Genomic DNA, 22,859 nt, shown 5'->3' on the forward strand with positions numbered 1-22,859 from the left:
CATCACGAAAGATTCAGGGCCGCCAGAAATCCCCCGTGAATGGCGTCATCCAGCTTGCCGGGGCGGACTCCGTCCCCCACGGCGGTAAAGGGAATACCCTCGGTCTTCAGAGCCTCGGCCAGGGTTTTGACCGACCGGGACCCGGCGGCGGTCACCACGGTGTCGAAGGCCGCCTCCCGGATGCCGCCTTCGGTTTCATAGCGGATCACCCCGCCCTCGACGGACAGGACCCGGGTGCCGGTCAGCACGGTGACGCCGTACCGTTCCAGATTGCCCATGGTCACCCAGCGGGTGGACCGGCCGATGCCGGTGCCGGCCTTGTCCGCCATTTCGAACACCGTGACCCGGGACGTTCCCCGGAACATGTATTCCTTGAGCTTTTCAGGAGACACGGCGTCGTAGGTGATCAGGAAGTGAACCATCTCCGGGCTGAGGGTTCCTTTGTGGGCGATGTAAAGGGCCGTTTCAAGACCCACGGCCCCGCCCCCGATCACGGCCGTCTTCGGGCCCAAGGGCGGGCGGTTTGCAAGAACGTCCCAGGCGCATAAAACCTCCGGTCCGTCGAGCCCCGGAATGGGGGGTGAAAGTGGCCCGGCCCCTTCGGCGACGATCACGTGGTCCGGCCTTTTCTCCCGGATCATCGGCACCGTCACCGGACAGTTCAGGTGAAGGGGGATGCGGTATTTTTCTATCATGGCCTGATAATACCGGGCGAAGGCCCACAGGTCCTCTTTGTTGGGCGGGGTTCCGGCGATCCAAATCTGGCCGCCGATCCGGTCTTTGGCTTCGAAGATCGTAACCCGGTGTCCGGCCCGGGTCGCAGTGACCGCCGCTTCGAGCCCCGCCACCCCGGCCCCCGCCACCCAGACCGTTTTGGGATGTTCCGTTTTTTTAATGATCCGTTCGGTTTCGTATCCGGCCCGGGGGTTGCCGATGCAGTAAACCGCCCGGCCCGAAAACACCGAATCCGTGCAGCCCTGGGAACAGCCCACGCAGGGACGGATCTCGTCGGGCCGTCCTTCCTTGGCCTTCGTCGGCCAGAAGGGATCGGCGATCAGCACCCGGCCCAGGTTGACCATGTCGGCCAGCCCGTCGGCGAGAATCGTCTCGGCGTCTTCGGGCCGGGCGATGCGGTTGGAGGCCATCACGGGGATGGACACGGCCCGTTTGACGTTGAGGGCCAGATAGGCGTAACCCCCGTGGGGCAGTTCCATGGGCAGCTGGGGCACCCGGGACTCGTGCCAGCCGCCGGTGACGTTGATCAGGTCCACCCCGGCCTGTTCATAGGCCCGGGCGATCAGAGGCGTTTCTTCATCACTGGTGCTGCCGGGAACGAAATCGTTGCCCGCCATGCGCACGCCAAGGGGATAATCCGGGCCCACCCGGTCCCGGACGGCCGCGATGATTTCCAGGGGAAAGCGGAGCCGGTTCTCGAGGCTTCCCCCGTAGGCGTCGGTGCGCCGGTTTTTGACCGGAGACAGAAACTGGGTGATCAGGTATCCGGCCGATGCCAGGATTTCAATGCCGTCGAAACCGGCGGCCCTGGCCCGTGCCGCCGCGTCGGCATAGGCCGTTATCGTGGCCCTGATGTCATCGAGGCTCATCTCCCGGGGCATGGCCTTGCTGTAGGTTGAATAGACCGAAGACGGCGCCAGAGGGGGCTGGTTGCCGATGGTCACCGGATAGGCGTAGGCCCCGGCGTGAAAGAGCTGAATCCAGGGACTGGCCCCCCCGCTGCGGATGATGTCCGTCAGGGTCCGGAAGTCATCGACGGCGCCGTCGTCGGAAAGGGCCAGGGTCACAAAGCCCGATCCCACGGTGTCGATGCCCACCGGCCCCACGGTGACCAGCCCGGCCCCTCCCTCGGCAATCTCCCGGAAAAAGGCATAGTACCTTTCATTGAGCCTGCGGTCGTACGAGTACAGAAGACCTAAGGACGGATAGGCGATACGGTTCTTGATTTGAAGGCCGTTGACGGTGATGGGGCAGAACAGTCGATCGAACATGGCAATCTCCTTGGCATCGGTAAATGAATGACCCGTTCAACGCGAAAAAGCCATTTAAGGACAGACCTGCCGTTAACGTCAACCGTTTTTTTACCGAACACGGTTTTCCCTTTCCGCCCGGCATCACACGCGCCATCGAAAGAGACGATGCCGGTGCAGGGAAAAAGAATTACACGGCAAGGAGAAAAAACATGGTCCCTGTTTCCGGAAAAACAAGGATGTGGTATCAGAGGGCCATGGGATTTTTATTGAAATAATGCAGGCACGGTTTATTCAACCGCCGGAGCCGGGGAGCGACCATGTCAAGCGATCAGCAGACCGACAGCCGTCCGTTTGCGATTTTTCTTATTTTTCTGCGTCTGGGCCTGACCTCCTTTGGGGGTCCCATTGCCCATCTCGGGTATTTCCGGGATGAGTTTGTCGTGCGGCGGGGCTGGATGTCGGAGCGGCGGTATGCCGATCTTGTGGCCTTGTGCCAGTTTCTTCCGGGGCCGGCCAGCAGTCAGGTGGGGATTTCACTGGGGCTGTCCCGGGCGGGGTATGCAGGGGCCCTGGCCGTCTTTGCGGGGTTTACGCTGCCGTCGGCGGCGGCGCTCACGCTGTTTGCCTTGGGGATCGGGGCCTTTGGGGAGATGCTTCCCGCGGGCGTTCTTACGGGGTTGAAGATCGTCGCCGTGGCCGTGGTGGCCCAGGCCGTGTGGGGCATGGCCCGGAATCTCTTAACCAGCGCCCTGAAGGTGACGGTCATGGCGGCGGCAACCGCCATGGCCCTCATGGTGCCCACGGCTTTCGGACAGGTGGCGGTGATTGCCGTGTCGGCGCTGCTCGGCATGGCCCTTTTCACACCGGATCGGCAGGCGGGGCATGAGCCGTTGCCGCCCATCGCCGGTCGACGCGCGGGGCTGATCTGTCTTGGGCTTTTTTTCATTCTTCTGGCGGGACTGCCCGCTCTGGCCGGGCTTGTGCCCGGCGGGGCCGTGTCGATGCTGGATTCGTTTTATCGCGCAGGATCGCTGGTGTTCGGCGGGGGCCATGTGGTCCTGCCGCTGCTCCAGGCCGAGGTCGTTCCGTCCGGCTGGGTGGACAACGGGGCCTTTCTGGCCGGTTACGGCGCCGCCCAGGCCGTCCCGGGGCCGCTTTTCACCTTTGCGGCCTTTCTGGGCGCATCGATGACGATCACGCCGTCCGGTCCCCTCGGCGCGGCGCTCTGCCTTTTCGCCATCTTCGCCCCCTCGTTTCTGCTGGTGTTCGCCGCCTGGCCGTTCTGGGAACAGGTCCGCCGAAATGCCCGGATGCAGGCGGCCCTTTCCGGAATCAACGCGGCGGTGGTCGGCCTCTTGCTGGCGGCCCTGTACACCCCCGTGTGGACCGGGGCCATCCGCGGCCCCCGGGATTTTGTCCTGGCCCTTTTCGCACTCGTCGCGCTGATGTTCTGGAAACTGCCGCCCTGGCTCGTCGTTGCGGCAACCGGCCTTGCCGGATGGCTGGTCACCCTGTTTTAATACACGCTGGCTTCTTCGGGCCCGTGTGAGGACTATCCGGTCGCGTGGCCTTCGCCCGAAACCCACGGGGGATTTTGACAGATGCTCCCGCTTCGCGTATAATGCCTGCATCATCACGCCAGACGATCACATGCGAGTGCTTTTTTACAAAAACCCATAAGATATAGGTGAACCATGACGGATAGATCCGGACCGCGCACGAGCAAACCCGATCCCGAGCGCATGAGAATTCTCCGCGCCCTTCCCCTTCAGATCAAGGAAACCATCACGGGGGAGGAGGCCCAGGCCTTTTTGTACAACGAACCCCTGCCCGAATCCCTGCTTGAAAAACTCAAAGACTACATCGTGGACGAGGATCTCTAACCATCCGGCGAAAGGGGCGGGTCACAAGGACGGGACATGAAGAAAAAAAAGGTGTTGAAGGAACTGAAGATCAACCGGGTCTGGTGCAAGGGCTGCGGGATCTGCGTGCGTTTCTGCCCGGGCAGGGTCCTTGAAAAGGACGAGCAGGGCAAGGCGGTGGCGGCCCGGCCCGAGGACTGCATCTGCTGCAGGGAGTGTGAGCTGAGGTGTCCGGATCTGGCCATCGAGGTGATCGTGGAGACACGGAAGGAGGCCCCATGAGCGATCGGGTCAGGTTCATCCAGGGCAACGAGGTCTGTGTGGAGGCGGCCCTGTACGCGGGCCTCAATTTCTTTGCGGGCTACCCCATCACCCCGTCCACGGAAATCGCCGAGCATCTGTCCGAACGTTTGCCCCAAAAGGACGGCATCTTCATGCAGATGGAAGACGAGATCGCCTCGATCTGCGCCGTCATCGGGGCCTCGCTGACGGGCAGCAAGGTGATGACCGCCACCAGCGGACCGGGGTTTTCCCTGATGCAGGAGGGCCTGGGCTTCGCCATCATGGCCGAGATCCCCTGCGTGATCGTCGATGTCCAAAGGGGCGGTCCGTCCACGGGCCTGCCCACGGGTCCGGCCCAGGGCGACGTGCTTCAGGCCAGGTGGGGCACCCACGGCGATCACGCCATCATCGCGCTGACCGCCTCCAACCACCAGGATCTGTTCGCCCTGACCGTGGACGCCTTCAACCTGGCGGAAACCTACCGGACCCCGGTGATTCTGCTCCTGGACGAGGTGATCGGCCACATGCGGGAGAAGGTGGTGCTGCCCGGGGCGGGCGACCTGCCCGTGGTGGACCGCCTGCGTACCTCGGTTCCGGCCGGGGTCGATTACTTCCCCTACCTGCCCCGGGAGGACGGTCGTCTGCCCATGAGCGATTTCGGCGGCGAGCACTGCTATCACGTGACGGGCCTGTTCCACGATATGTGGGGCTTCCCCAGCACCCATCCCAAGATCGTCCACGGACTCCAGCGTCATCTGAACGACAAGATTATCCACAATGTCCGGGATATCACCCGGATGAAGGAATACTACGTGGAGGATGCCCGGACCGTCCTGATTTCCTACGGGGCCTCGGCCCGGTCGGCCCTGCACGTGGTGCACAACCGCAGGGCCCGGGGCGAACGGTTGGGGCTCATCGAACTCCAGAGCCTCTGGCCCTTTCCCTTTACCCAGATCGCGGAGAAATGCGAGAGGGCCCGCCAGATCGTGGTGGTGGAAATGAACATGGGCCAGGTACTGCTCCAGGTCAAGCGGGCCGTCAGCCGTCCCGAGCGGGTGATGCTGGCCAACCGCATCGACGGGCAGTTCATCACGCCCACGGACATAAGGGATATCCTCAGACTGATTCACGGAAGGGGGGTCTGATATGGCCATTCACGACTACATCCGCAAACGGTTTTTTCCCCATCTCTGGTGCCCCGGCTGCGGCCACGGGACGGTACTGAACGGCCTGGTCCGGGCCATCGACGATTTGAAGATCCGCAAAAACGACATCGTGATGGTTTCGGGCATCGGATGCTCGTCCCGGATCACCGGCTACGTGGACGCCCACACCCTCCATACCCTGCACGGCCGGGCCCTGGCTTTCGCCACCGGTGTCAAGATGAGCCGTCCGGAACTCCATGTGATCGTTCCCATGGGCGACGGAGACGCCCTGGCCATCGGCGGCAACCATTTCATCCATGCAGCCCGCCGGAACATCGATATCACGGCCCTCGTCATGAACAATCAGGTCTACGGTATGACCGGGGGCCAGTTCTCACCCATGTCCGACACAGGCAGCCGGGCCACCACGGCCCCCCTGGGCAGTGTGGACCCGCCCTTCGATGTGGTGAAGATGGCCACGGCGGCCGGGGCATCCTACGTGGCCCGGACCACGGTCTTCCACGTGCGCCAGATGATCACCCTGATTACCGAGGCCATCCGCCACAAGGGGTTCTCCGTGGTGGAAATCATGAGCCAGTGCCCCACCTACTACGGCAGGAAGAACGATCTGGGTTCGGCGGCGGACATGCTCGAGGCTTTCAGGGATCATACCGCCCCCGTCGGATCGGCGGCCCTTGCCGAAACGCCCGGACTCATTGCCCGGGGCGTGTTCGTCAATGAAGACCGGCCCGAATACTGTGAGGCCTATCGGCGGCGCGCCGCTGAAATCAAAGCCCGGGGAGGTGCGTGATGGAACGTCTGAGAATCGTTTTTTCGGGCTCCGGCGGCCAGGGGGTGATCACGGCGGCCATCGTCCTTGCCGAGGCCGCGGTGCTTCATGACGGCCTTCTGGCCACCCAGACCCAGTCCTACGGCCCCGAAGCCCGGGGCGGGGCCACCCGGTCGGATGTGATTATTTCCGATGCCCCGATTTACTTTCCCAAGGTGACCCAGCCCAACGTTCTGGTTTCGCTGACCCAGGAAGCCTACATGAAGTACTACGACATCGTCCGGCCCGGGGGGATTCTTTTGACCGACCCCCGCCACGTGACCGTTTTGACGGCGGTGGACTCGCGTCAGGTGGAGATTCCCATGCACAGCGCCATGACCGATCATCCGGCCACACCTGCGGGATACAACATCTGCGTGCTGGGGGCCTTCCTGGCCCTGACCCGGGTGGTCCGCCCCGAGTCCGTGGCCCGGGTGCTGGAAGCGCGGATGCCCAAAGCGTCCCTTTCGGCCAATCTCGAGGCTCTGGAACGGGGCCTCGCCCTGGGGGAAACCCATCACATCCGGGGTTCCTGAGACGGGGTTGCAGGGCAATCGCATGTACTATTCGTTCACGAGCACGGCAGGCCGAGACCGGCTCGACCGTCTCATCCCACGCCGGTTGAACCATCAGACGGTTGCGTTCACGTGTTGCCGGCAACCATCGTGAACGTGCTCGTGACCGTAAACGTGAACGGCAGTCTTAGGATGTCGCTAAGCGGCACTGTGTGACATGCGAAGGCATGTCCGGTTTTTCTTTGTCTTTGTGTCTCTGTGAGAGCGATAAAACCGGCGTCTCCGACGGGGACGGTCTATGTGATTTCTCACGGAGACACAAAGTCACAAAGAGGGCTCGTGTGCTTACGCGGTGTATTTCCTGCCGGCAGGGATGACGTGTTTACGTCGACAGGATTGATCTGAGATCAATCCACTGAGATTCTCACGGAGGCCGTTTTTAGTTTTCTTCAAGGATATGAAACATGCGATTGACCTGGACGGGGTTGGGATCCGGATTGATTCCATCTCCGTTTGGTCGTATAGTGGGGCACCTGTCAGGAAGGCGGGTTTTTTCGTACCTTATCCCAAACCGTTTCATGCAATCGCGGGGAGTCGTCATGCCGTTCAAACAGAATCTTCTGAAAAAAATCAAGCTCGATCAAATGCGCAAGAGGGTCCTGGTGACCCTGGGGCCCTCGGGCAGCGGCAGCAAGGTCGACAAAAAGGCCATGCGCCACCTGCTCGATGCCGCCGGATACCGGCACAGCTCTTTGAGGGGGCTCGACGTGTTTCTGCCCGAAGGCACAACGGATACGGACCGACAGGCCATCTTCGTGCTGGACAACGATCTGGCGATTTATGACAGTACCCTCGGTGATGTGGCACTGCGCAAGGAACCGACCCTCAAAGAGATGATCAGCATCAAAAACGCCGTCAAGATCCTCAATGACAAGGACGTGGTGGTCAGTCGAAGGGACCGGTCCGTGGAAACGGTCTATGCCCGGTGTCTGGAACGCCTGGACCTGTCCTTCACCCCGGACGATATTCGCAAACTGGAGTACGACGGCAGGGCCGCGGTGGAATGGAACGACACCGAAGCGGTTCTCGAAGCGCTGCGCCTGTTCGAAGAACTGCTGGCCTTCCGGCCCGAACCCCGGCATTTCAAAATCGACAGTTACGTCATGACGGGGGCCTTCAGCCGGGGCGATGCGGGCCGGGAGCATTTCGGACCCTCGGTGGTGTTCAGCATCGGCGACGGCACGATCCGTCTGATCGAGGACGTCATCGCCGTGGACGATAAAGAGGGGCTCCGAACGTTTCATGATCAGGTGCTGGGCCGCCGTGACCCCTCCCAAATCGGGCCGACGGTCTTTACCTGGCTGGCCGACCGGGTCTTGTCCAATGCCTCGGATAAGGGATGATTTGACAGACGATTCGGATTCCCGTATAGTATCCCGTTTGTTTTCTGAAAGCCTTGGTCTGTGATCAATTAACGATTCGAAACGGAGAAACATGATGAAACCCGTGGTAGCTCTGGTGGGGCGTCCCAACGTCGGCAAGTCCACCCTGTTCAACCGGATTATCCGGAGTCGGGAGGCGCTGGTCGACGACATGCCCGGTGTGACCCGGGACCGGCATTACTGTGATGCGTCCTGGGAAGGCAAGGCCTTCACCCTGGTCGACACCGGCGGATTCATCGAGGGCGATGCGGATGATTTTGCCGGGGATATCAGGTACCAGGTGCTCCAGGCCATCCGGGAGGCGGACGTGGTGGCGCTGGTGCTCGACGGCAAACACGGGCTCTCCCCCTATGACCGGGATCTGGTGGCCATCCTCCGGGACAGCGACCGGACGGTGTTTTACCTGGTCAACAAGATCGATGGGGAAATGCATGAAGACAACCTGACGGAATTTTATGCCCTGGGCGTGGAGGATCTTTACCCCGTGTCCGGCGAGCACGGCTACGGGGTGCCTGATTTCATGGACGACCTGGCCCGGACCCTGCCGGATATTCCCGAACCGGAAGGCGACGAGGATCTGATCCGCATTGCCGTGGTGGGACGACCCAACGTGGGCAAATCATCCCTGATCAACAAGATCCTGGGGGAAAAACGGCTGGTGGTCAGCGACGTGGCCGGCACCACCCGGGACTCCATCGATTCGCGCTGCAAACGGGCCGGTAAGGATTATCTGCTGATCGATACGGCGGGTATCCGCCGCAAGGGCAAGGTCGATGAAAAGCTTGAAAAATTTTCCGTGATCAAGGCCCTGAAAAGTCTGGACCGCTGTGACGTGGCCCTGATCCTGATCGACGCCTCCGAAGGGGTCACCGACCAGGACATCACCATTGCCGGGTATGCCCAGGACCGGGGCTGCGGCTGCATTTTCCTGCTCAACAAGTGGGATCTGGTGGACCGCAGTGAAACCGGCATGAAGGCCTTTTACGAGGATCTCTACATGGAAGCCAAGTTCTTGAGCTTCGCTCCGGCCATGACCATTTCGGCCCTGACCGGCCTTCGGGTGAGCAAAATATTTTCCATGGTGAACGAGGTCTACGCGCAGTATTCCCGCCGCATCCCCACCGGCGAGCTCAACCGGATCCTCGACCTGGCCACCCAGCGGACTCCGCCGTCCCTGCACAAGGGCAAACGCCTGAAATTCTACTACGCGACCCAGGTCGAGATCCGGCCCCCCACCGTGGTCTGTTTCGTCAATTACCCCGAGGCCGTTCACTTTTCGTATAAACGCTACCTGATCAACCAGATCCGCGAACGTACGGGTATGGACAAGACCCCCGTCAAGCTTGAGTTCCGCCAGCGCACCGGCAAGATCGACTTTGCCGAACGCAAGGACGAGACCTACCATGCCCGGAACAAGGACAGCTTCGACAAAGAAAGCCGGAACAAGGAAAAGAAAAAACGCGAGCGGAAAATTCAGGGCCGGAAAAAGATCGAGCGGCTTCAGGAGAAGTAAGGGCCGCGAACGAAGAAAGCGAGGGGCTTTGCATGGATCTGTTTGACTACCAGGGGCGGAAGGCGGGAGAGGACACCCGACCCCTGGCCGATCGGATGCGGCCTCGGACTCTGGACGAATTCATCGGCCAGCCCCAGATTTCCGGCGACGGGACCCTGATCCGGAAGGCCATCGAGAACGACCGGATTTTCTCGATGATCCTCTGGGGCCCTCCGGGCTGCGGCAAGACCAGCCTGGCCAACATCATCGCCCGGGAGACGAGGGCCCGGTTCGTCCAGATCTCGGCGGTCCTGTCCGGGGTCAAGGACATCCGGGAGGTCATCGAGGCCGCACGGACCCAGCTCAACCAGTACGGCAAACGCACCCTTCTTTTTGTCGATGAAATCCACCGTTTTAATAAGGCCCAGCAGGACGCCTTCCTGCACCACGTGGAAAACGGCCTGATCACCCTCATCGGTGCCAGTACGGAAAATCCCTCCTTCGAGGTGATTCCCGCCCTGTTGTCCCGGTGCCGGGTCATCACCCTGGCCCGTCACACCGAGGAGGACATCGTCCGGGTTCTTCGCCTGGCCCTCGCCGACAGCGACCGGGGTCTGGGCCGGATGGGCCTTGAGGTCGAGGACGCGGCCCTGTCCCATCTTTCGGCCCTGGCCGACGGGGATATCCGCACGGCCCTGAACAGCCTGGAAACGGCGGCCTTTTATGCCGTGAAAAATACCGATGGGGACGGGACCGTCAAAGCCCTGACCCTGTCCGACCTTGAAACCATTCTCCAGAAAAAAGCCCTTTTGTACGACAAGTCCGGCGAGGAGCATTTCAACCTGATCTCGGCCTTTCACAAAAGCCTCCGGGGCAGCGATCCCGACGCGGCCATGTACTGGCTGGCCCGGATGCTGATGGCCGGGGAGGATCCCATGTACGTGGCCCGCCGCATGGTGCGTTTTGCCTCGGAAGACGTGGGGCTGGCCGACAGCGGCGCCCTGTCGGTGGCCTTGTCGGCCCTGGAATCCTACCGGTTTTTGGGCCCGCCCGAAGGAGAGCTGGCCCTGGTCCAGGCGGCGGTCTACCTGGCCACCGCCCCCAAAAGCAACAGCATCTATACCGCCTGGAAAACCGTCCGTGACGAGGTGGGGAAAAGCGGGGCCCTGCCCGTTCCCCTGCATATCCGCAACGCCCCCACCCGCCTGATGAAACACCTGGGATACAACGAGGGTTACAAATACGCCCACAATTACAAGGGCGCCTATGTCCCCCAGGACTACCTGCCCGATGCCCTTGCGGGCCGGGAATTCTACCAGCCCACCGACCGGGGCTACGAAAAAACCATTGCCCACCGCCTGAGCGCCTGGCGGGATCTCAAACGAACCTTTTCGGAACACCCAAAGGGCCCGGGCGAAAGCGACGCATCTTAACGTCGTCGCAGGGGCCGGGAGAACGGTCGCCGTCTTTTTCCCTTTCAGGCTGAAAACGAAAAACGCCCCGCAGTTTTTTTGGCAGCGGGGCGTTTATTCTCTGTCCCGGACAGGCCGGTCAGAATCCGAACAGAATCGTCATCTCCGCGATCATGTCGGAGAGATCCGGTTTTTCATCTTCTCCCACCACGTCCGGGGACATGGTGGGAACGCAGGTGTCAAAAACAATGCGTTTGTCCGCGCCGTCCCGGGCGTCCCAGGGTGTCCAGGCCGGAAGACCATCGGATTCGGCATTCGGATTACCCGTTCGGGCGAACCGGGCAAAATAGCGCATCATGACGTCCGAGAGGTATTCGCGGCCTGGCCGGTTTGCCTCACTCCAGGCCGGTCGCGTGAGTGTTTCCGGTTCGGAAATAAAGGTATCTGGTTATGCACTTCCCTCAAGTTGGAGGTGATTTTTCAATTGTTAAACCACCCGTTCGCGTTGCTCACCGAAGGGCACGAAGAGCACGAAGAAGTACGTAAATAGTGGGCTTTTCTTCGTGCTCCTTCGTGCCCTTCAGTGAGCGCAGCGAACGGGTGGTTAAAAAATCTGTAGCTTTTCTCAAGGGGAAAGCCTCTCACCTTATAGACACATCGACAAAGCCATAACCAACCCAATGTCATTATTTTAAGACCATGATGGGCACGCTTTGCTTTACCCATCAACTGGACAACGATAATATGTTTAAGTTAATGGCATTGATTACGCGGTTGAAGAGTCACTGGAACCAAGTGCATAACCAGATAAAGGTATTGAAAACAAAGGGGCTATCCAGTGCATGGGCGGCGCCGGACACAATGTCCAGGGGCTGGGGCTCTTCATCCCAGGCAAACGTGCACACATAAGGGGTGTTCTGGTGGCCGGCCATGGCCCTGACAGAGGAATCCACGCCGTAACCCTGAAACACCATTTTGCTCATGTGGTTCACCGGTTCCAGGAGGGGCAGGAACACCGGATAGAGCCGTTGGGAGACATCCAGTTCCACATCGTCCGGATTGTCGGTCCGGGTGAAATCCCAGGCCGACACCGGATCGCCGAGAATCATCGGGAGAAACAGCGTGATTTCGTCGGTGGAGTTTCCGACCCTTTTAAGGGACATGCAAAAAAACACATATTTCCTTCTTTACAAATCAAGGTTCCTTTTGATAGTCGATATATTAATCGTTTTTATAAAGTTATTTCGGTCACCAAGGAGGATCATCACTATGCCGAGAACAACCCGGATGCTCAGTTCGGATCAGAAGTGCGTTTACCATGTTATTTCCCGGACGGCCTTGGACGGCCTGCCGTTCGGTCCGGTGGAGAAAGACCGCTTTGTATCGATTCTCAAATGGTTTGCGAAGATTTATTTTACCGAAATTATCGGTTATGCCGTGATGGATAACCATGTGCACATTCTGGTCAAGATGCTGCCCAGCAGGAATTATTCCGACGAGGAGATCGAAGCCCGTTACAAAATCAAATACGGGAAAGAGGCGGTTTTCCCTTTGGGGCGCAGGGATCATTTCCGGAAAAAATGGGCGAGTCTGTCTGAATTTATCCGGGAGGTCAAGCAAACCTTTTCCCGCTACTACAATAAAGTCAAGGGGCGAAAGGGGACCCTTTGGGGTGAACGCTTCAAAAGCGTGATCGTCGAAAAAGGGGAAACGTTGATTCACTGTCTGGCATACATCGACTTGAATGCGGTCCGAGCAGGTATTGTCAAACTCCCCGACGATTACCGCTGGTGCTCATTAGGTTACCACAGTCAGACCGGCAACCGGGATCATTTTCTGTCAACGGACTTCGGTCTTGAGGAATTTGGGGACATGGCAGAGGCTGAGCGATTTCGACGTTATCGTCGTTATGTCTATGAAGCCGGGGCTCTGGCGCGCAAAGACGGGAAAAGCAGACACGCCATCGACAGTGCCATTCTTGAAAAAGAACGCCAACGAAATTTCGACCCCGGCCGGACAGGACGGTTCATGAATCGAACCCGGTATTTCACCGATTCCGGCATCATCGGCACCCAGGCCTTTGTGGTCGCCCACTATGAGCAGTTCAAACATGTCTTTCAGGCAAAAAATGAAAAAAAACCCAAGCCCATCAAGGGGTTGAACGGCATTTATTCACTCAAGCGACTGACCGGATAAACTCATCTGTCTGGCTTATCCTTTCTCAGCACAGCCTTGTTGAAAACGACGGGGGAGGTGTTTTTTTGTTTCCTGCCTATGGTAAAAACGTTCGGGTCCAGTCTATTTTGATCAGGATTTATTCAAGAAAATAATATCAAGCACAGGGTTCGAAGCATAAAGGATCTCTACAGGTTGTAGCGGAATGAGGCATGGCACTTTGTTTTGAACCTATTATAAAAATTGACTGTCCCTTTTTTGCTTTTTTGATATTGGGCCGGGTCAGAGAACCCCGGCCAGGTAGGCGAAGGTGTCGAGCAGGTGAGACAGGGGCTTGGGCTCGTGGAGATCGGTGATTTGGTGCCAGTTTGCCTGGATGTCCTCGGGGGAGATGGCACGGTTGCCGCCGCCCAGGACCACTCCTTTGGAACAGAGAATTTCCGTACGGCTGAACCAGCCGCCGAGGCAGTTGAAAATCATTTTTGTGGTCGTGTTTTGTTCGGAGCAGAGGTAGAGGACCAGCGGGGCGATGGTTTCGGGCTGGAGCTTGTCGCTGAGGTCTTTGGGCATCAGTGATTCGGTCATGCGGGAGGCCGCCACGGGGGCGATGCAGTTGCACAGGATGTTGTATTTGTTCCCTTCGGTAAACACACTGTTCATCAGTCCCACCAAAGCCGTTTTGGCGGCGCTGTAGTTGGCCTGGCCGAAGTTGCCGTAAAGTCCCGCGCCCGAGCTGGTGTTGATGATTCTGCCGTAGCCTTTTGCTTTCATGACGGCGAAGGCCGCCTGGGTCACGCAGAAGGCGCCCTTGGCGTGGACGTCCAAAACGGCGTCCCAGTCGTCCTCGGTGAGTTTGAGAAAACTCTTGTCCCGGATGATCCCTGCGTTGTTGACCAGGATGTCCACGGTACCGAAGGAGTCCAAGGCCGTTTGGACGATGCGCGTCCCGCTGTCGGTGCCAACCACCGAATCGTAGCTGGCGACGGCCCTGCCGCCCATGGCCCGGATGTCTTCGACCACCTTGTCTGCAGCGGCGGCGTTGTTTCCCGATCCGTCCAGGGCGCGGCCCGGATCGTTGACCACAACACAGGCGCCCCGTCTGGCGAATTCACGCGCGTAACAGCGTCCCAGTCCCGCACCGGCGCCGGTCACGATGGCCACTTTGCCGTCAAATCTGATCTGATCCATGCCTGTCCTCCCGGTCTTGCTTGTCTGTGAATGGGACCTTTCCACCGCCTTCCTTGTGCGGACGGCTGATATTTGAGCATGCTCAAATTAATGAAAACTGTAGTGGGCTCCGGTGGATTTGTCAATATAAAAATTGAGCGCGCTCAAATCTTGCATCTTTGGCCCCGGAGGATTATGGTGTAAGGCAATAAACATCGGGCTCATGGCCGGTAGACGATAAAAAAGGAGCGTAGCATGGGACGCGAGGAACGAAGCAGGGACATCATGAAGACCATCGTAGACGCGAGCCGGGGGCTGTTCCTCGCCCAGGGCTACCGGCAGACGACCATCCGGCAGATTATCGAGCAGGTGGGCATCAAGAACGGCACCCTGTACCATTTCTTCAAGGACAAGGAAGACATTTTTCGTCATGTGTGCATGGAAACCTATGATGCCTTCATCGCCTATGTGGACGGCGTCACCGAAGACTCCGACGGGCCGCTGAAATACGCCATGACCCGGGCCCTGGAGTTCAAACTCGTGGAAGAGGACGAGATGATTGCCCGCCTGTATGAGGAGGCCTATACCTCATGGCGCGTGGCCGAAGCGATGATTCCCGTGAACATGAAGCGGAACAGGGCCTTTTTCCATCGCTACAATCCGACGTTCACCGACAATGATTACCACTACCGGACCGTGGCCCTGCGGGGCATGAGGGCTTTTCTGATTTCCGACCGAATCCGCAACGGGCGGGGTCGATTCGCCACCTGGTGCCCCTTTGCCGTCGAAACCGCGCTCACCCTGTTCAACGTACCCAAAGCCGACGTCACCCGCGTCGTCGCCCGGACCCTTTCCCTTATCGCCGATCACGACATCGCAGGCCTGCTCGATGGCCGGGACCCCGGCGCGGCCCGTTGGGGCCGGCCGGATAACGTTTAAACGGCTCACGTCTAAATCATCCGGCGGATGTCCCCGGCCAGGGCGTCCAGTCGTTTGGCCGAGATTTTCACCGGAGTTTTCAGTTCCTGGGCGAAGACGGAAATCTTGTATTCCTCGATCAGCCAGAAGAAGTCCTCGATGCTGTCCCGCTTTTCCCGGCTGGTGTCGGGGGAAAGGGCCTGGACAAACGAGGTGAGCAGATCCATATAGGGCTGGATGCCTTTGGCCTTGGCCCTGTCCTTGTCGGGATGCTCGAAGGCGCGTCCGGCACGGATGCGGATGCCCTGGATGAAACGGGGCAGGTGGCGAAGCCGGTCCCGGTCGTAGAGCCGGAGAAAGGTCGGCGGGATCAGGCGGTCCAGTTCCTTTCGGAGTTCCAGGGCCACGTCGGGGATTCGGCCCGCCGGGGCCTCCTTGAGTTCCCGGCTGTAGATCAGGGACCGGGCCTGATGGAAGGCGTCGAGAATCGACAGGGTCAGGGCCAACAGCTCTTGGCCGGTGGTGTGGATGGTGGGGGAAAGGGATGCGACCTTCTCGTCGAAGGCCGCCCGGCTCCGGATCTCGAGGGCGAACAGCTCGGATAGGGTGCGCTCGTAAAGATCCCGGGCCAGGGCGCTGTCACCGCCCAGGTAATTGGCATACAGGCGGTGCGGTCCTTTGAGGGTCAGATCTTTTTTGAGGGCCTTCAGCCGGTCGGACAGCCTGCGTTCGAACAGGGCCCGGACGCCCCTCACATGGCTCTGATCCGCGGCGGTCCGGGTCCGGAACAGTCGGAGGGCCACCCGGTCCTCCTCCACGCTCAGCCCCGGAAAAGCCAGGCCCGCCACACCGGCCGCCGTGTCCAGGGAGATTGATTCGGGAATGTCTCCGCAATCCCAGGGGGTTACCGTCTCCCGTTCCCAACGGGCCCTGGCCCGGTCAAACCCGTCGTCCCCGGACAGGGCGGCGTAGTCGCGATGGAGCAGTTTCGGATCACGACCCTGGGCCAGCACCTTGCCCTGGGCGTCCAGGATGGCCACCCGCAAGGTCAGATGGGGGGACAGTCCTTCGGTGGACCAGGCGGACCCCGGAATCTCCATGCCGAAGGTCCGGAAAATAAATCGGGCCAGCACCGCCGGCAGGGCGGCGGCGGGCCGTTCTTCGCCGGACAGCTCGGGACATTCCCGCATGATCCGGTCCACCGTGGCGGTGATGGGGACCAGCCGTTTCCGGTAGTCCTTGGGAAGATTTTTGAGCAGGCCCTCGATTTTGTCGCGCAACAGTCCGGGCACCAGAAAATCCAGGGACTCCGGCGTGACCGCCGCCATGGCTGCGGCAGGCACCTTGACCGTGACCCCGTCTTCCTCCGCCCCCGGATCGAAGCGGTAGGCCAGATCAAAAGAGCGGCCGGTGATGAGGGCCTGTTCGGGAAAGCGCCTGATGTCGGTGTCGTCCGGATCATAGCAGAGCAGCATGTCCCGGGTCATGCAAAGGAAATCCGATCCTCCGCGCTCCTTGACCAGCCGGGTCAGGCTGCGGACGTCGGAGACGGTCGGCAATCGTTTTTCGTAGAATTCACGGAGCACATCGTCGGCGACCATCATGTCCCTTCGCCGCACCCTATCTTCCAACGTCCGGACCTCGTCGGCCAGGGCCCGGTTGCGACGGAGGAAATCCCATTCCCGACCCAGTCGGTCAAGGTCGATGTCGCCCTCGATCAGGGCGTTTTGGATGAAGATCCGGGACGCTTCGGCGGGGTTGATCCGACCATAGGGAACGGTTTTTTCGCCGATGACCAGGCCGAAGAGGCTCATCTGCTCCCGGGCGAAGACGGCCCCTTTTTTCGCGGACCAGTGGGCGGAGCTGTATGTCCGGCTGATACAGTTTCCCCCCAGCTCCTCCAGCCAGCCGTTGTCGATGGTGGCCACGTTCCGTGCGAAAAGCCGTGAGGTCTCGACCAGTTCCGCCGCCACGATCCAGGTGCCCGCCTTGTTGAACAGGCCCGATCCGGGGAAGATCATCGCCTCTCTGCCCCGGGTGGCGGTGTAGAGGTTCTTGTCTTTGCGCACGGCAATGCCCGACAGGTAGCCGGTGAGAATGGACTGATGGATGGCCCGGTAAAGGGGACTGAAGGTGTCGGTCCTGTCATTGCCGGCGTCATTGGGCGCGGGGCCGGCAGCCAGGTCGGCTTCGGTCAGGATGGCCGAAAGCTGGGTGTGGATGTCCAGCCATTCCCGCATGCGCAAAAACGAGAGAAAGTAGCGTTTGCAAAAGGCCTTGACCGCTCCGGCCCCCCGGCTGCCCCCGGATTCCTCGTGAAAACGGTTCCAGATGTTCAACAGGGTGATGAAGTCGCTCAAGGGGTCCTTGAACACGCTGTGCATCTGGTCGGCCTGTTGGAGTTTGTCCTGGGGACGTTCCCGGGGATCACGGATGGACAGGGCCGCGATGATGACGGTGACCTCGGGCAGGCATCCCCGCCGACCGGCTTCGATGAGCATGCGGGACAAGGTGGGGTCCACGGGGATCCGGGCCATGGTCCGGCCCTGGTCGGTGAGGCTGTACCGGGACGTGTCCGTTCGATGCGACGGCGGATTCAGCCGGATGGCCCCCAACTCCACCAGGGTGTCGTAGCCGTCCCGGATGCCCGCCGGGGTCGGCATGTCGATAAAGGGAAAGGATTCCACATCCCCCAGACGCAGGGCCATCATCCGCAAAACGACCTCGGCCAGGTTGGCCCGCAGGATCTGGGGGGACGTGAACAGGGGGCGGCTTTCGTAATCGGACTCACTGTACAGGCGGTAGCAGACCCCGTTTTTCATGCGGCCGCAGCGGCCCATGCGCTGGTCGGCGCTGCTTTTCGATACGGCAAGAACCGGCAGGGAGGTGGTCCGGGTCCGGGGGGTATAGCGTGGAATCCGGGCAAGGCCCGTGTCCACCACGTAGGTGATGCCCGGAATGGTGATGGAGGTCTCGGCCACGTTGGTGGCCACGACGATTTTCCGGCCCGGCACCGGGGCGAAGATCGCCTTCTGGTCGGCGGCGGACAGCCGGGCGTAGAGGGGCATGACCACGGCATTGGGGTAGCGTCTTCCCGTGAGGGTTTCCATGCATTCACGGATGTCCGCCTCGGTGGGCATGAAAATCAGGATGTCTCCCCAGGGTCCGAGGCGCTGGATTTCGTCCACGGCCTGGACGGCCCGGTCCACGTAGCTGTCTTCCTCCTCGGGGGTCTCGGCGGGGCGGTAATTAAGCTCCACCGGAAAGGTCCGGCCCGAGACTTCGATGATGGGGGCGTCGTCAAAGGCTTTGGAGAATTTTTCCGTATCGATGGTGGCCGAGGTGATGATGACTTTGAGGTCATGCCGCTTTTTCAGGAGATTTCGCAGGATACCCAAAATAAAGTCGATATTCAGACTGCGTTCGTGGGCTTCATCGACGATAACGGTGTCGTAGGCGGACAGGAATCGGTCGGTCTGGGCTTCGGCCAGCAGAACGCCGTCGGTCATCACCTTGATCAGGGTCTGGTCCGAGGTCTTGTCCTGGAACCTGATCTTGCATCCCACGGCACCCCCAAGCTCCTGGCCCAGCTCTTCGGCGATGCGGGCCGATACGGTCAGGGCGGCAATGCGCCGGGGCTGGGTGCAGGCGATCATGCCCGAAAGACCCCGTCCGGCCTCCAGGCAGAACTTGGGAATCTGGGTGGTCTTTCCCGAGCCGGTTTCCCCGGCCAGCACCAACACCCGGTGATCGCGGATCAGCCGGATGATGTCCTCCCTGCACTCTGTGATGGGCAGGCCCTCAATGGGGGTCACGGTCGGACGGTTTCGTTTCCGGGTTTCGTATACCGCCATCGAGGCCGTAATCCGATTTTCGATCCCGTCAAGGGTCAGACCGCCGTGACCGTTCGGGTGCTTGCGCAGGCGGGTCAGATCCCGCCGGAGGCTGTGGCGGTCCCGGGCCATGCAGCGGTCGAGTTTTTTTTCAAGGCGGCGAAAACGGTCATCGGGGGAGATCATGGTGCGGGGCATGCTCGACGGTGAATCACGGGGTCTCTTCCGATGAGGGATCCCCCATGGACCGGGCCTTCAAGGTCTGTAAAAGTTCACCGATCCGGGTACGGGCCAGGGGGTCCTGAATGGTTTCAAGGGCCTGCTCCAGGGTCGTGAGGATGGTCTGATGATCGTCGGACAGACGGTTGAAATGCTCGGACAGGGCATGGATCATGTCGTTGATGACGGCGCATTCCTGCTTGAGGTAGTCTTTTTTCCGGAGGGTGACGGGCATGGGAACGCTGCCGTTTGTGATCTTTCGGAAGGTGTTGGTGAAATTGACCAGAGGGCCGCAGATCCGGTGGGTCATGTACAGCTGGTGAATGAAAAACAGGGTGAACAGAATCACCGTGGCCGGCATCAGCCGCTTGGCCAAAAGAAGAAAGGTCTGGGCCGCGGAGTACTGGGCGCTCAGATCACCGGCGGTCAGCATCTCGTAGAGCAGTGGAAAGAGGATGGAGCCGGTGGTGACGATCATGACGAGAAACATGTACATCATGCTGGTCATGATGATTCGGAACTGAAGGCCCTTGTTGATGAAAAGATTCTTTTTGAGTCGTCTGTTCGTCTCGCCCATGATCATCACCTTTCGGCCATTGTGCCGCTGTTGAAATTATACTCGAACACCGTCCGGGATTTTTCGTGCTTGGCCTGGAAAATCATGGGGTTGTCCGGATCATGGGGCCGGGTTGGGTCGCCGGAAACAATGGTGATCGAGACCCCTTCGGAAACGGTATAGTCATTGATGTCCGAGGGAATGCCGTCGTTTCGGACGGCCTGCCCCTGCTCGCCCAGGCAGCGGCCGGTCAGCTTGAAGTAGTACTGTTGAAAGTCGACGAATTCCTGCAGGTCGTGTTTGGCCATGATGTCGTAGGCCGACTGGCTGCTCAGGGAAAGAAAAACGGCACCGGCGGCAAAAAAAATGCAGATCACCACGGCGATGATGGTCAGCTCGAAGGCGGAAAAACCACGGCCGGGCCTCATGGCCTCGGGGCTTTGCGAATGTCGGCCGGTTCGTTTGAAACCGGGGCCTGATCCGGCGTTCCAATTCGGGTTCTTGCCCATGGGACAGACTCTCCTCGCGGGGGTTGATCGTCAGGCATGCCCGCAGAGCCCCCGCGAAGGCCGGGCCGCAGTCATGCCGCGGTGTTCTGATGAACGAAAACAGACCCGTTTTAACACAGGCCGATTCAAAATGCAAAACGCAAAACACCGGCGGCCCGAGAGGGCCTCCGGTGTTTTGGCGGAGAACACGGGCGGATCAGATTTTGTTGTTGTTTCTCAGGGCCAGAAGCACGATTTTCTGCATCAGGGTTTCCTTGAACGAGGACGTGGTGTCCAGATCCATGCGTTTGAGATAGGCTATGGCCGAATCAGGAACGGGCTTGAGCAATTCTGAAATCAGGCCTTTGATCACAAACAGCTTGCTGTCCGCGGCCTTGGCCTTGAAGGCCCTGAGGGACCCGCCCAGCACCACCTCGTCATCGAGGATGTCCGTACCGAAGGGGAAGGTCTTGAAATGACCCGAGGCCTGATAGGGCTTGAGCAGCCGTTCATATTTGTCCGGGGTGTTGTGGCGGTACTGTTCTGGGAGGACGAAATCCGAAGGCAGCTTGCCGGCCTTTTTCGCCTTGGCGATCAGGTCGTCCTGGAACCTGGAGTCCGCCACCTTGATCATTTCGGCGATGATGTCCTTATCGGCCTTGCCCCGGATGTCGGCGATGCCGTATTCGGTGACCACGATGTCCCTCAGGTGTTTGGGAATGGAGGTGTGGCCGTAGTTGAACACGATGTTGGACTTGAGCCCCTTGCCGGAACCCCGGGTGCTGCGCACCGTCATGATCAGGCGTCCGTCAGCGAGGGCGTGGGCCATGGTGACGAAGTTGTACTGGCCGCCGATGCCGCTGACCACCCGGCCGTCCTGGAGCTGGTCGGAGGTGACGGCACCGAGGATGTTGACCATCATGCCGGTATTGATGAACCGGCCGTGGATGCGCTGAAGCCTGCGGAGATCCTCACCGCCGTATAGCTGGTTGACCTTTTCGACCCCGCTCATGCCGAACTGCCTGCGCTCTTCCTCGCTCATGGCGTTCAAGGCGTCGTAGAAGGCCTTGGGCCCCAGGAAGAAGGCCCCTAAGATCACCATGCCGTTTTTCATTTTGTCGCCCAGAAGGTCTTTGACGGCCGTCATGTTGGCTTCATCCCGAAGGTCGGCATCGTAACGTTTGTCGCCGTCGAAAATGATCCCGTTTTCATAGCGGAGCCCTTCTTTGAAAAAGCCGTAACGGGTGAGCAGATTGAAATCAGAGGCTTTGAGTTTGCGGTGGATGCCCTTTTCGGAGATCAAAAGCTCCAGGGCGTTTTCCGGAATTCTGTCCGCATGGAGTTTGCCCGCGTTGATCAGTTTCATGATGGGGATGTTGTCGAAGACCCTGCGTTTGAGGATGCCGCTCTTGTACATCTGCATGAAGGCGTCCACGAACATCTCCGATGATCCGTAAAGTCCCTCCTCGAAGGTGCCGGTGCCGCCCCAGCGGGAGATCAGTGTGCCGTAGCGGTCAAAGAGGCCGGCGTCCCGGATGATTTTGTTGTACACATCGTTTTCGTTGTGGCGCATTTCAAGGCCGGCCACCACGGCGTCCCCCAGGGCGCCGATGCCCACCTGGATGGTGCCGCCGTCCTTGAGCAGGGTGCTGACGTGAAGGCCGATCATGTGGTCTTTGAGGGCCACCGCGTCCTTGGGCGGCCCGAACAGCGGATAGTTGCAGTCCTCGTTTTCGATGATGAAGTTGTAATGCTCTGCGCCCACGATGGCGTCACCGTACATGAATGGGAGGTTGGGGTTCACTTCGCCGATGAGGGCCGTGGGGATGCCTTCTTTCTGTTTTTCGATGAAGCGCTCGACGGCCTCGAGGCAGATGTCGGTGTTGCAGCCCATGGAATAGGCGGTTTGGCCGTCGATCTCCCGTTTGGACAGCATCTGCCCGAACACGTTGACGCCGAAATCCATGCCGTCGCGGATCACATGGGTGTAATTGGAGTTCAGATGGTTCTGCTGGGCCACGGGGTTGCCCATGAAGGCCCCGGCCTTGAAGAAGAATTCGTAGATTTCCACGTTGGGGGGCAGTTTGCCTGTGCGGAAATCAATCATGTAGTCGAAATCGGGGGTTCCGGCGAAAACCCGGTCCACCAGGGGGCCCAGAAGGCGTCGTTCCAGTTCGCTGTTCGGCGTGGGTTTTTCAAGGGCCAGGGCCGTCAGGATTTTCAGGGAAATGGAAGGATCCTGTTTGGCCCTTCGGTACAGAGCGTTTACGAAACGCGCCGGCTTGCCCAGGGCCAGGGGCATGCCGAAAATGATGTCCTTGCCCACGCGGTCGATGACCTGGTCCACGACCTGTTCGATATCGCTGGTGACGACTCCCATAGTGATGCTCATAATCAGACTCCCATCATTATAATACAGTTGTGGTGACGTGTGTGACGACTCGGTGTGCCAAACGGAAAAGGGGCTGAGAACATTGTTTGCGAGTGTTGGACAATGTTCCGCTTGTGGATCGATCCTAAAAAAAACGGATGGGAA

The 22,859-nt window shown here is 59.8% G+C and carries 19 protein-coding genes; 11 read left to right on the forward strand and 8 right to left on the reverse strand.

Features of this window, described 5'->3' with window-relative positions; genetic code table 11:
- Nucleotides 1-2 precede the first annotated feature (2 nt).
- Entirely contained in the window at nucleotides 3-2,006 is a 2,004-nt protein-coding gene (locus ACYQ11_RS01115; protein WP_459921889.1) for an oxidoreductase, read from the reverse strand.
- A gap of 299 nt (nucleotides 2,007-2,305) precedes the next feature.
- On the opposite strand from ACYQ11_RS01115, the gene chrA reads away from it, so the two are divergent.
- The 9 genes from chrA to ACYQ11_RS01160 all read left to right on the forward strand — a co-directional run bounded on the left by chrA (nucleotide 2,306) and on the right by ACYQ11_RS01160 (nucleotide 10,988).
- Complete coding sequence (chrA, locus tag ACYQ11_RS01120) at nucleotides 2,306-3,508, forward strand: chromate efflux transporter (RefSeq protein ID WP_459921890.1); 1,203 nt, start codon at nucleotides 2,306-2,308, stop codon at nucleotides 3,506-3,508.
- Between the two features lie 174 nt (nucleotides 3,509-3,682).
- Nucleotides 3,683-3,871 carry a hypothetical protein gene (locus ACYQ11_RS01125; protein WP_459921891.1) on the forward strand — a complete coding sequence of 63 codons (189 nt, stop codon included), beginning with the start codon at nucleotides 3,683-3,685 and terminating at the stop codon, nucleotides 3,869-3,871.
- Between the two features lie 36 nt (nucleotides 3,872-3,907).
- Nucleotides 3,908-4,132, forward strand: a complete 225-nt coding sequence (locus tag ACYQ11_RS01130) for a 4Fe-4S dicluster domain-containing protein (RefSeq protein WP_459921892.1) — start codon at nucleotides 3,908-3,910, stop codon at nucleotides 4,130-4,132.
- Nucleotides 4,129-5,277 (forward strand): 2-oxoacid:acceptor oxidoreductase subunit alpha, encoded by a 1,149-nt coding sequence (locus tag ACYQ11_RS01135; protein ID WP_459921893.1) that lies wholly within the window; start codon nucleotides 4,129-4,131, stop codon nucleotides 5,275-5,277. The genes ACYQ11_RS01130 and ACYQ11_RS01135 overlap by 4 nt, the downstream gene beginning before the upstream one ends.
- A gap of 1 nt (nucleotide 5,278) precedes the next feature.
- Nucleotides 5,279-6,088 carry a 2-oxoacid:ferredoxin oxidoreductase subunit beta gene (locus tag ACYQ11_RS01140; protein ID WP_459921894.1) on the forward strand — a complete coding sequence of 270 codons (810 nt, stop codon included), beginning with the start codon at nucleotides 5,279-5,281 and terminating at the stop codon, nucleotides 6,086-6,088.
- Nucleotides 6,088-6,642 carry a 2-oxoacid:acceptor oxidoreductase family protein gene (locus ACYQ11_RS01145; RefSeq protein WP_459921895.1) on the forward strand — a complete coding sequence of 185 codons (555 nt, stop codon included), beginning with the start codon at nucleotides 6,088-6,090 and terminating at the stop codon, nucleotides 6,640-6,642. Before ACYQ11_RS01140 ends, ACYQ11_RS01145 begins: the two co-directional genes overlap by 1 nt.
- 578 nt (nucleotides 6,643-7,220) lie before the next feature.
- A complete protein-coding gene (locus ACYQ11_RS01150; RefSeq protein ID WP_459921896.1) occupies nucleotides 7,221-8,024 on the forward strand; it encodes a hypothetical protein in 804 nt (267 codons plus the stop codon).
- 94 nt (nucleotides 8,025-8,118) lie between these two features.
- Nucleotides 8,119-9,576, forward strand: a complete 1,458-nt coding sequence (der, locus tag ACYQ11_RS01155; protein WP_459922010.1) for a ribosome biogenesis GTPase Der — start codon at nucleotides 8,119-8,121, stop codon at nucleotides 9,574-9,576.
- Between the two features lie 32 nt (nucleotides 9,577-9,608).
- Nucleotides 9,609-10,988 (forward strand): replication-associated recombination protein A, encoded by a 1,380-nt coding sequence (locus ACYQ11_RS01160; RefSeq protein ID WP_459921897.1) that lies wholly within the window; start codon nucleotides 9,609-9,611, stop codon nucleotides 10,986-10,988.
- Nucleotides 10,989-11,106: 118 nt separating this feature from the next.
- On the opposite strand, the gene ACYQ11_RS01165 is transcribed toward ACYQ11_RS01160, so the two are convergent.
- Nucleotides 11,107-11,325: a hypothetical protein gene (locus tag ACYQ11_RS01165; RefSeq protein WP_459921898.1), complete on the reverse strand. Its 219-nt coding sequence runs from the start codon at nucleotides 11,323-11,325 to the stop codon at nucleotides 11,107-11,109.
- A gap of 424 nt (nucleotides 11,326-11,749) precedes the next feature.
- Nucleotides 11,750-12,130 carry a carboxylesterase/lipase family protein gene (locus tag ACYQ11_RS01170; RefSeq protein WP_459921899.1) on the reverse strand — a complete coding sequence of 127 codons (381 nt, stop codon included), beginning with the start codon at nucleotides 12,128-12,130 and terminating at the stop codon, nucleotides 11,750-11,752.
- Between the two features lie 106 nt (nucleotides 12,131-12,236).
- Between ACYQ11_RS01170 and ACYQ11_RS01175 the strand changes: the two genes are divergently transcribed.
- Nucleotides 12,237-13,163 carry a transposase gene (locus ACYQ11_RS01175; protein WP_459921900.1) on the forward strand — a complete coding sequence of 309 codons (927 nt, stop codon included), beginning with the start codon at nucleotides 12,237-12,239 and terminating at the stop codon, nucleotides 13,161-13,163.
- A gap of 261 nt (nucleotides 13,164-13,424) precedes the next feature.
- On the opposite strand, the gene ACYQ11_RS01180 is transcribed toward ACYQ11_RS01175, so the two are convergent.
- Nucleotides 13,425-14,330: an SDR family oxidoreductase gene (locus ACYQ11_RS01180; RefSeq protein ID WP_459921901.1), complete on the reverse strand. Its 906-nt coding sequence runs from the start codon at nucleotides 14,328-14,330 to the stop codon at nucleotides 13,425-13,427.
- A 234-nt stretch (nucleotides 14,331-14,564) separates the two neighbouring features.
- Here ACYQ11_RS01180 and ACYQ11_RS01185 point away from each other — a divergent pair, with 234 nt between their 5' ends.
- Complete coding sequence (locus ACYQ11_RS01185) at nucleotides 14,565-15,248, forward strand: TetR/AcrR family transcriptional regulator (RefSeq protein WP_459921902.1); 684 nt, start codon at nucleotides 14,565-14,567, stop codon at nucleotides 15,246-15,248.
- An 11-nt stretch (nucleotides 15,249-15,259) separates the two neighbouring features.
- Here ACYQ11_RS01185 and hrpA read toward each other — a convergent pair whose 3' ends face one another.
- The 4 genes from hrpA to ACYQ11_RS01205 all read right to left on the reverse strand — a co-directional run bounded on the left by hrpA (nucleotide 15,260) and on the right by ACYQ11_RS01205 (nucleotide 22,715).
- The gene (gene hrpA, locus ACYQ11_RS01190) at nucleotides 15,260-19,258 is read right to left on the reverse strand and encodes an ATP-dependent RNA helicase HrpA (RefSeq protein WP_459921903.1); all 3,999 of its coding nucleotides are present in this window, start codon (nucleotides 19,256-19,258) and stop codon (nucleotides 15,260-15,262) included.
- A 13-nt stretch (nucleotides 19,259-19,271) separates the two neighbouring features.
- Entirely contained in the window at nucleotides 19,272-19,856 is a 585-nt protein-coding gene (locus ACYQ11_RS01195) for a hypothetical protein (protein ID WP_459921904.1), read from the reverse strand.
- Between the two features lie 5 nt (nucleotides 19,857-19,861).
- On the reverse strand, nucleotides 19,862-20,344 hold the full coding sequence (locus ACYQ11_RS01200; RefSeq protein ID WP_459921905.1) for a hypothetical protein: 483 nt from the start codon (nucleotides 20,342-20,344) through the stop codon (nucleotides 19,862-19,864).
- 196 nt (nucleotides 20,345-20,540) lie between these two features.
- Entirely contained in the window at nucleotides 20,541-22,715 is a 2,175-nt protein-coding gene (locus ACYQ11_RS01205; protein WP_459921906.1) for an acetyl-CoA hydrolase/transferase C-terminal domain-containing protein, read from the reverse strand.
- Nucleotides 22,716-22,859: the final 144 nt, after the last annotated feature.

Source organism: Desulfatiferula olefinivorans (genome assembly GCF_054657895.1).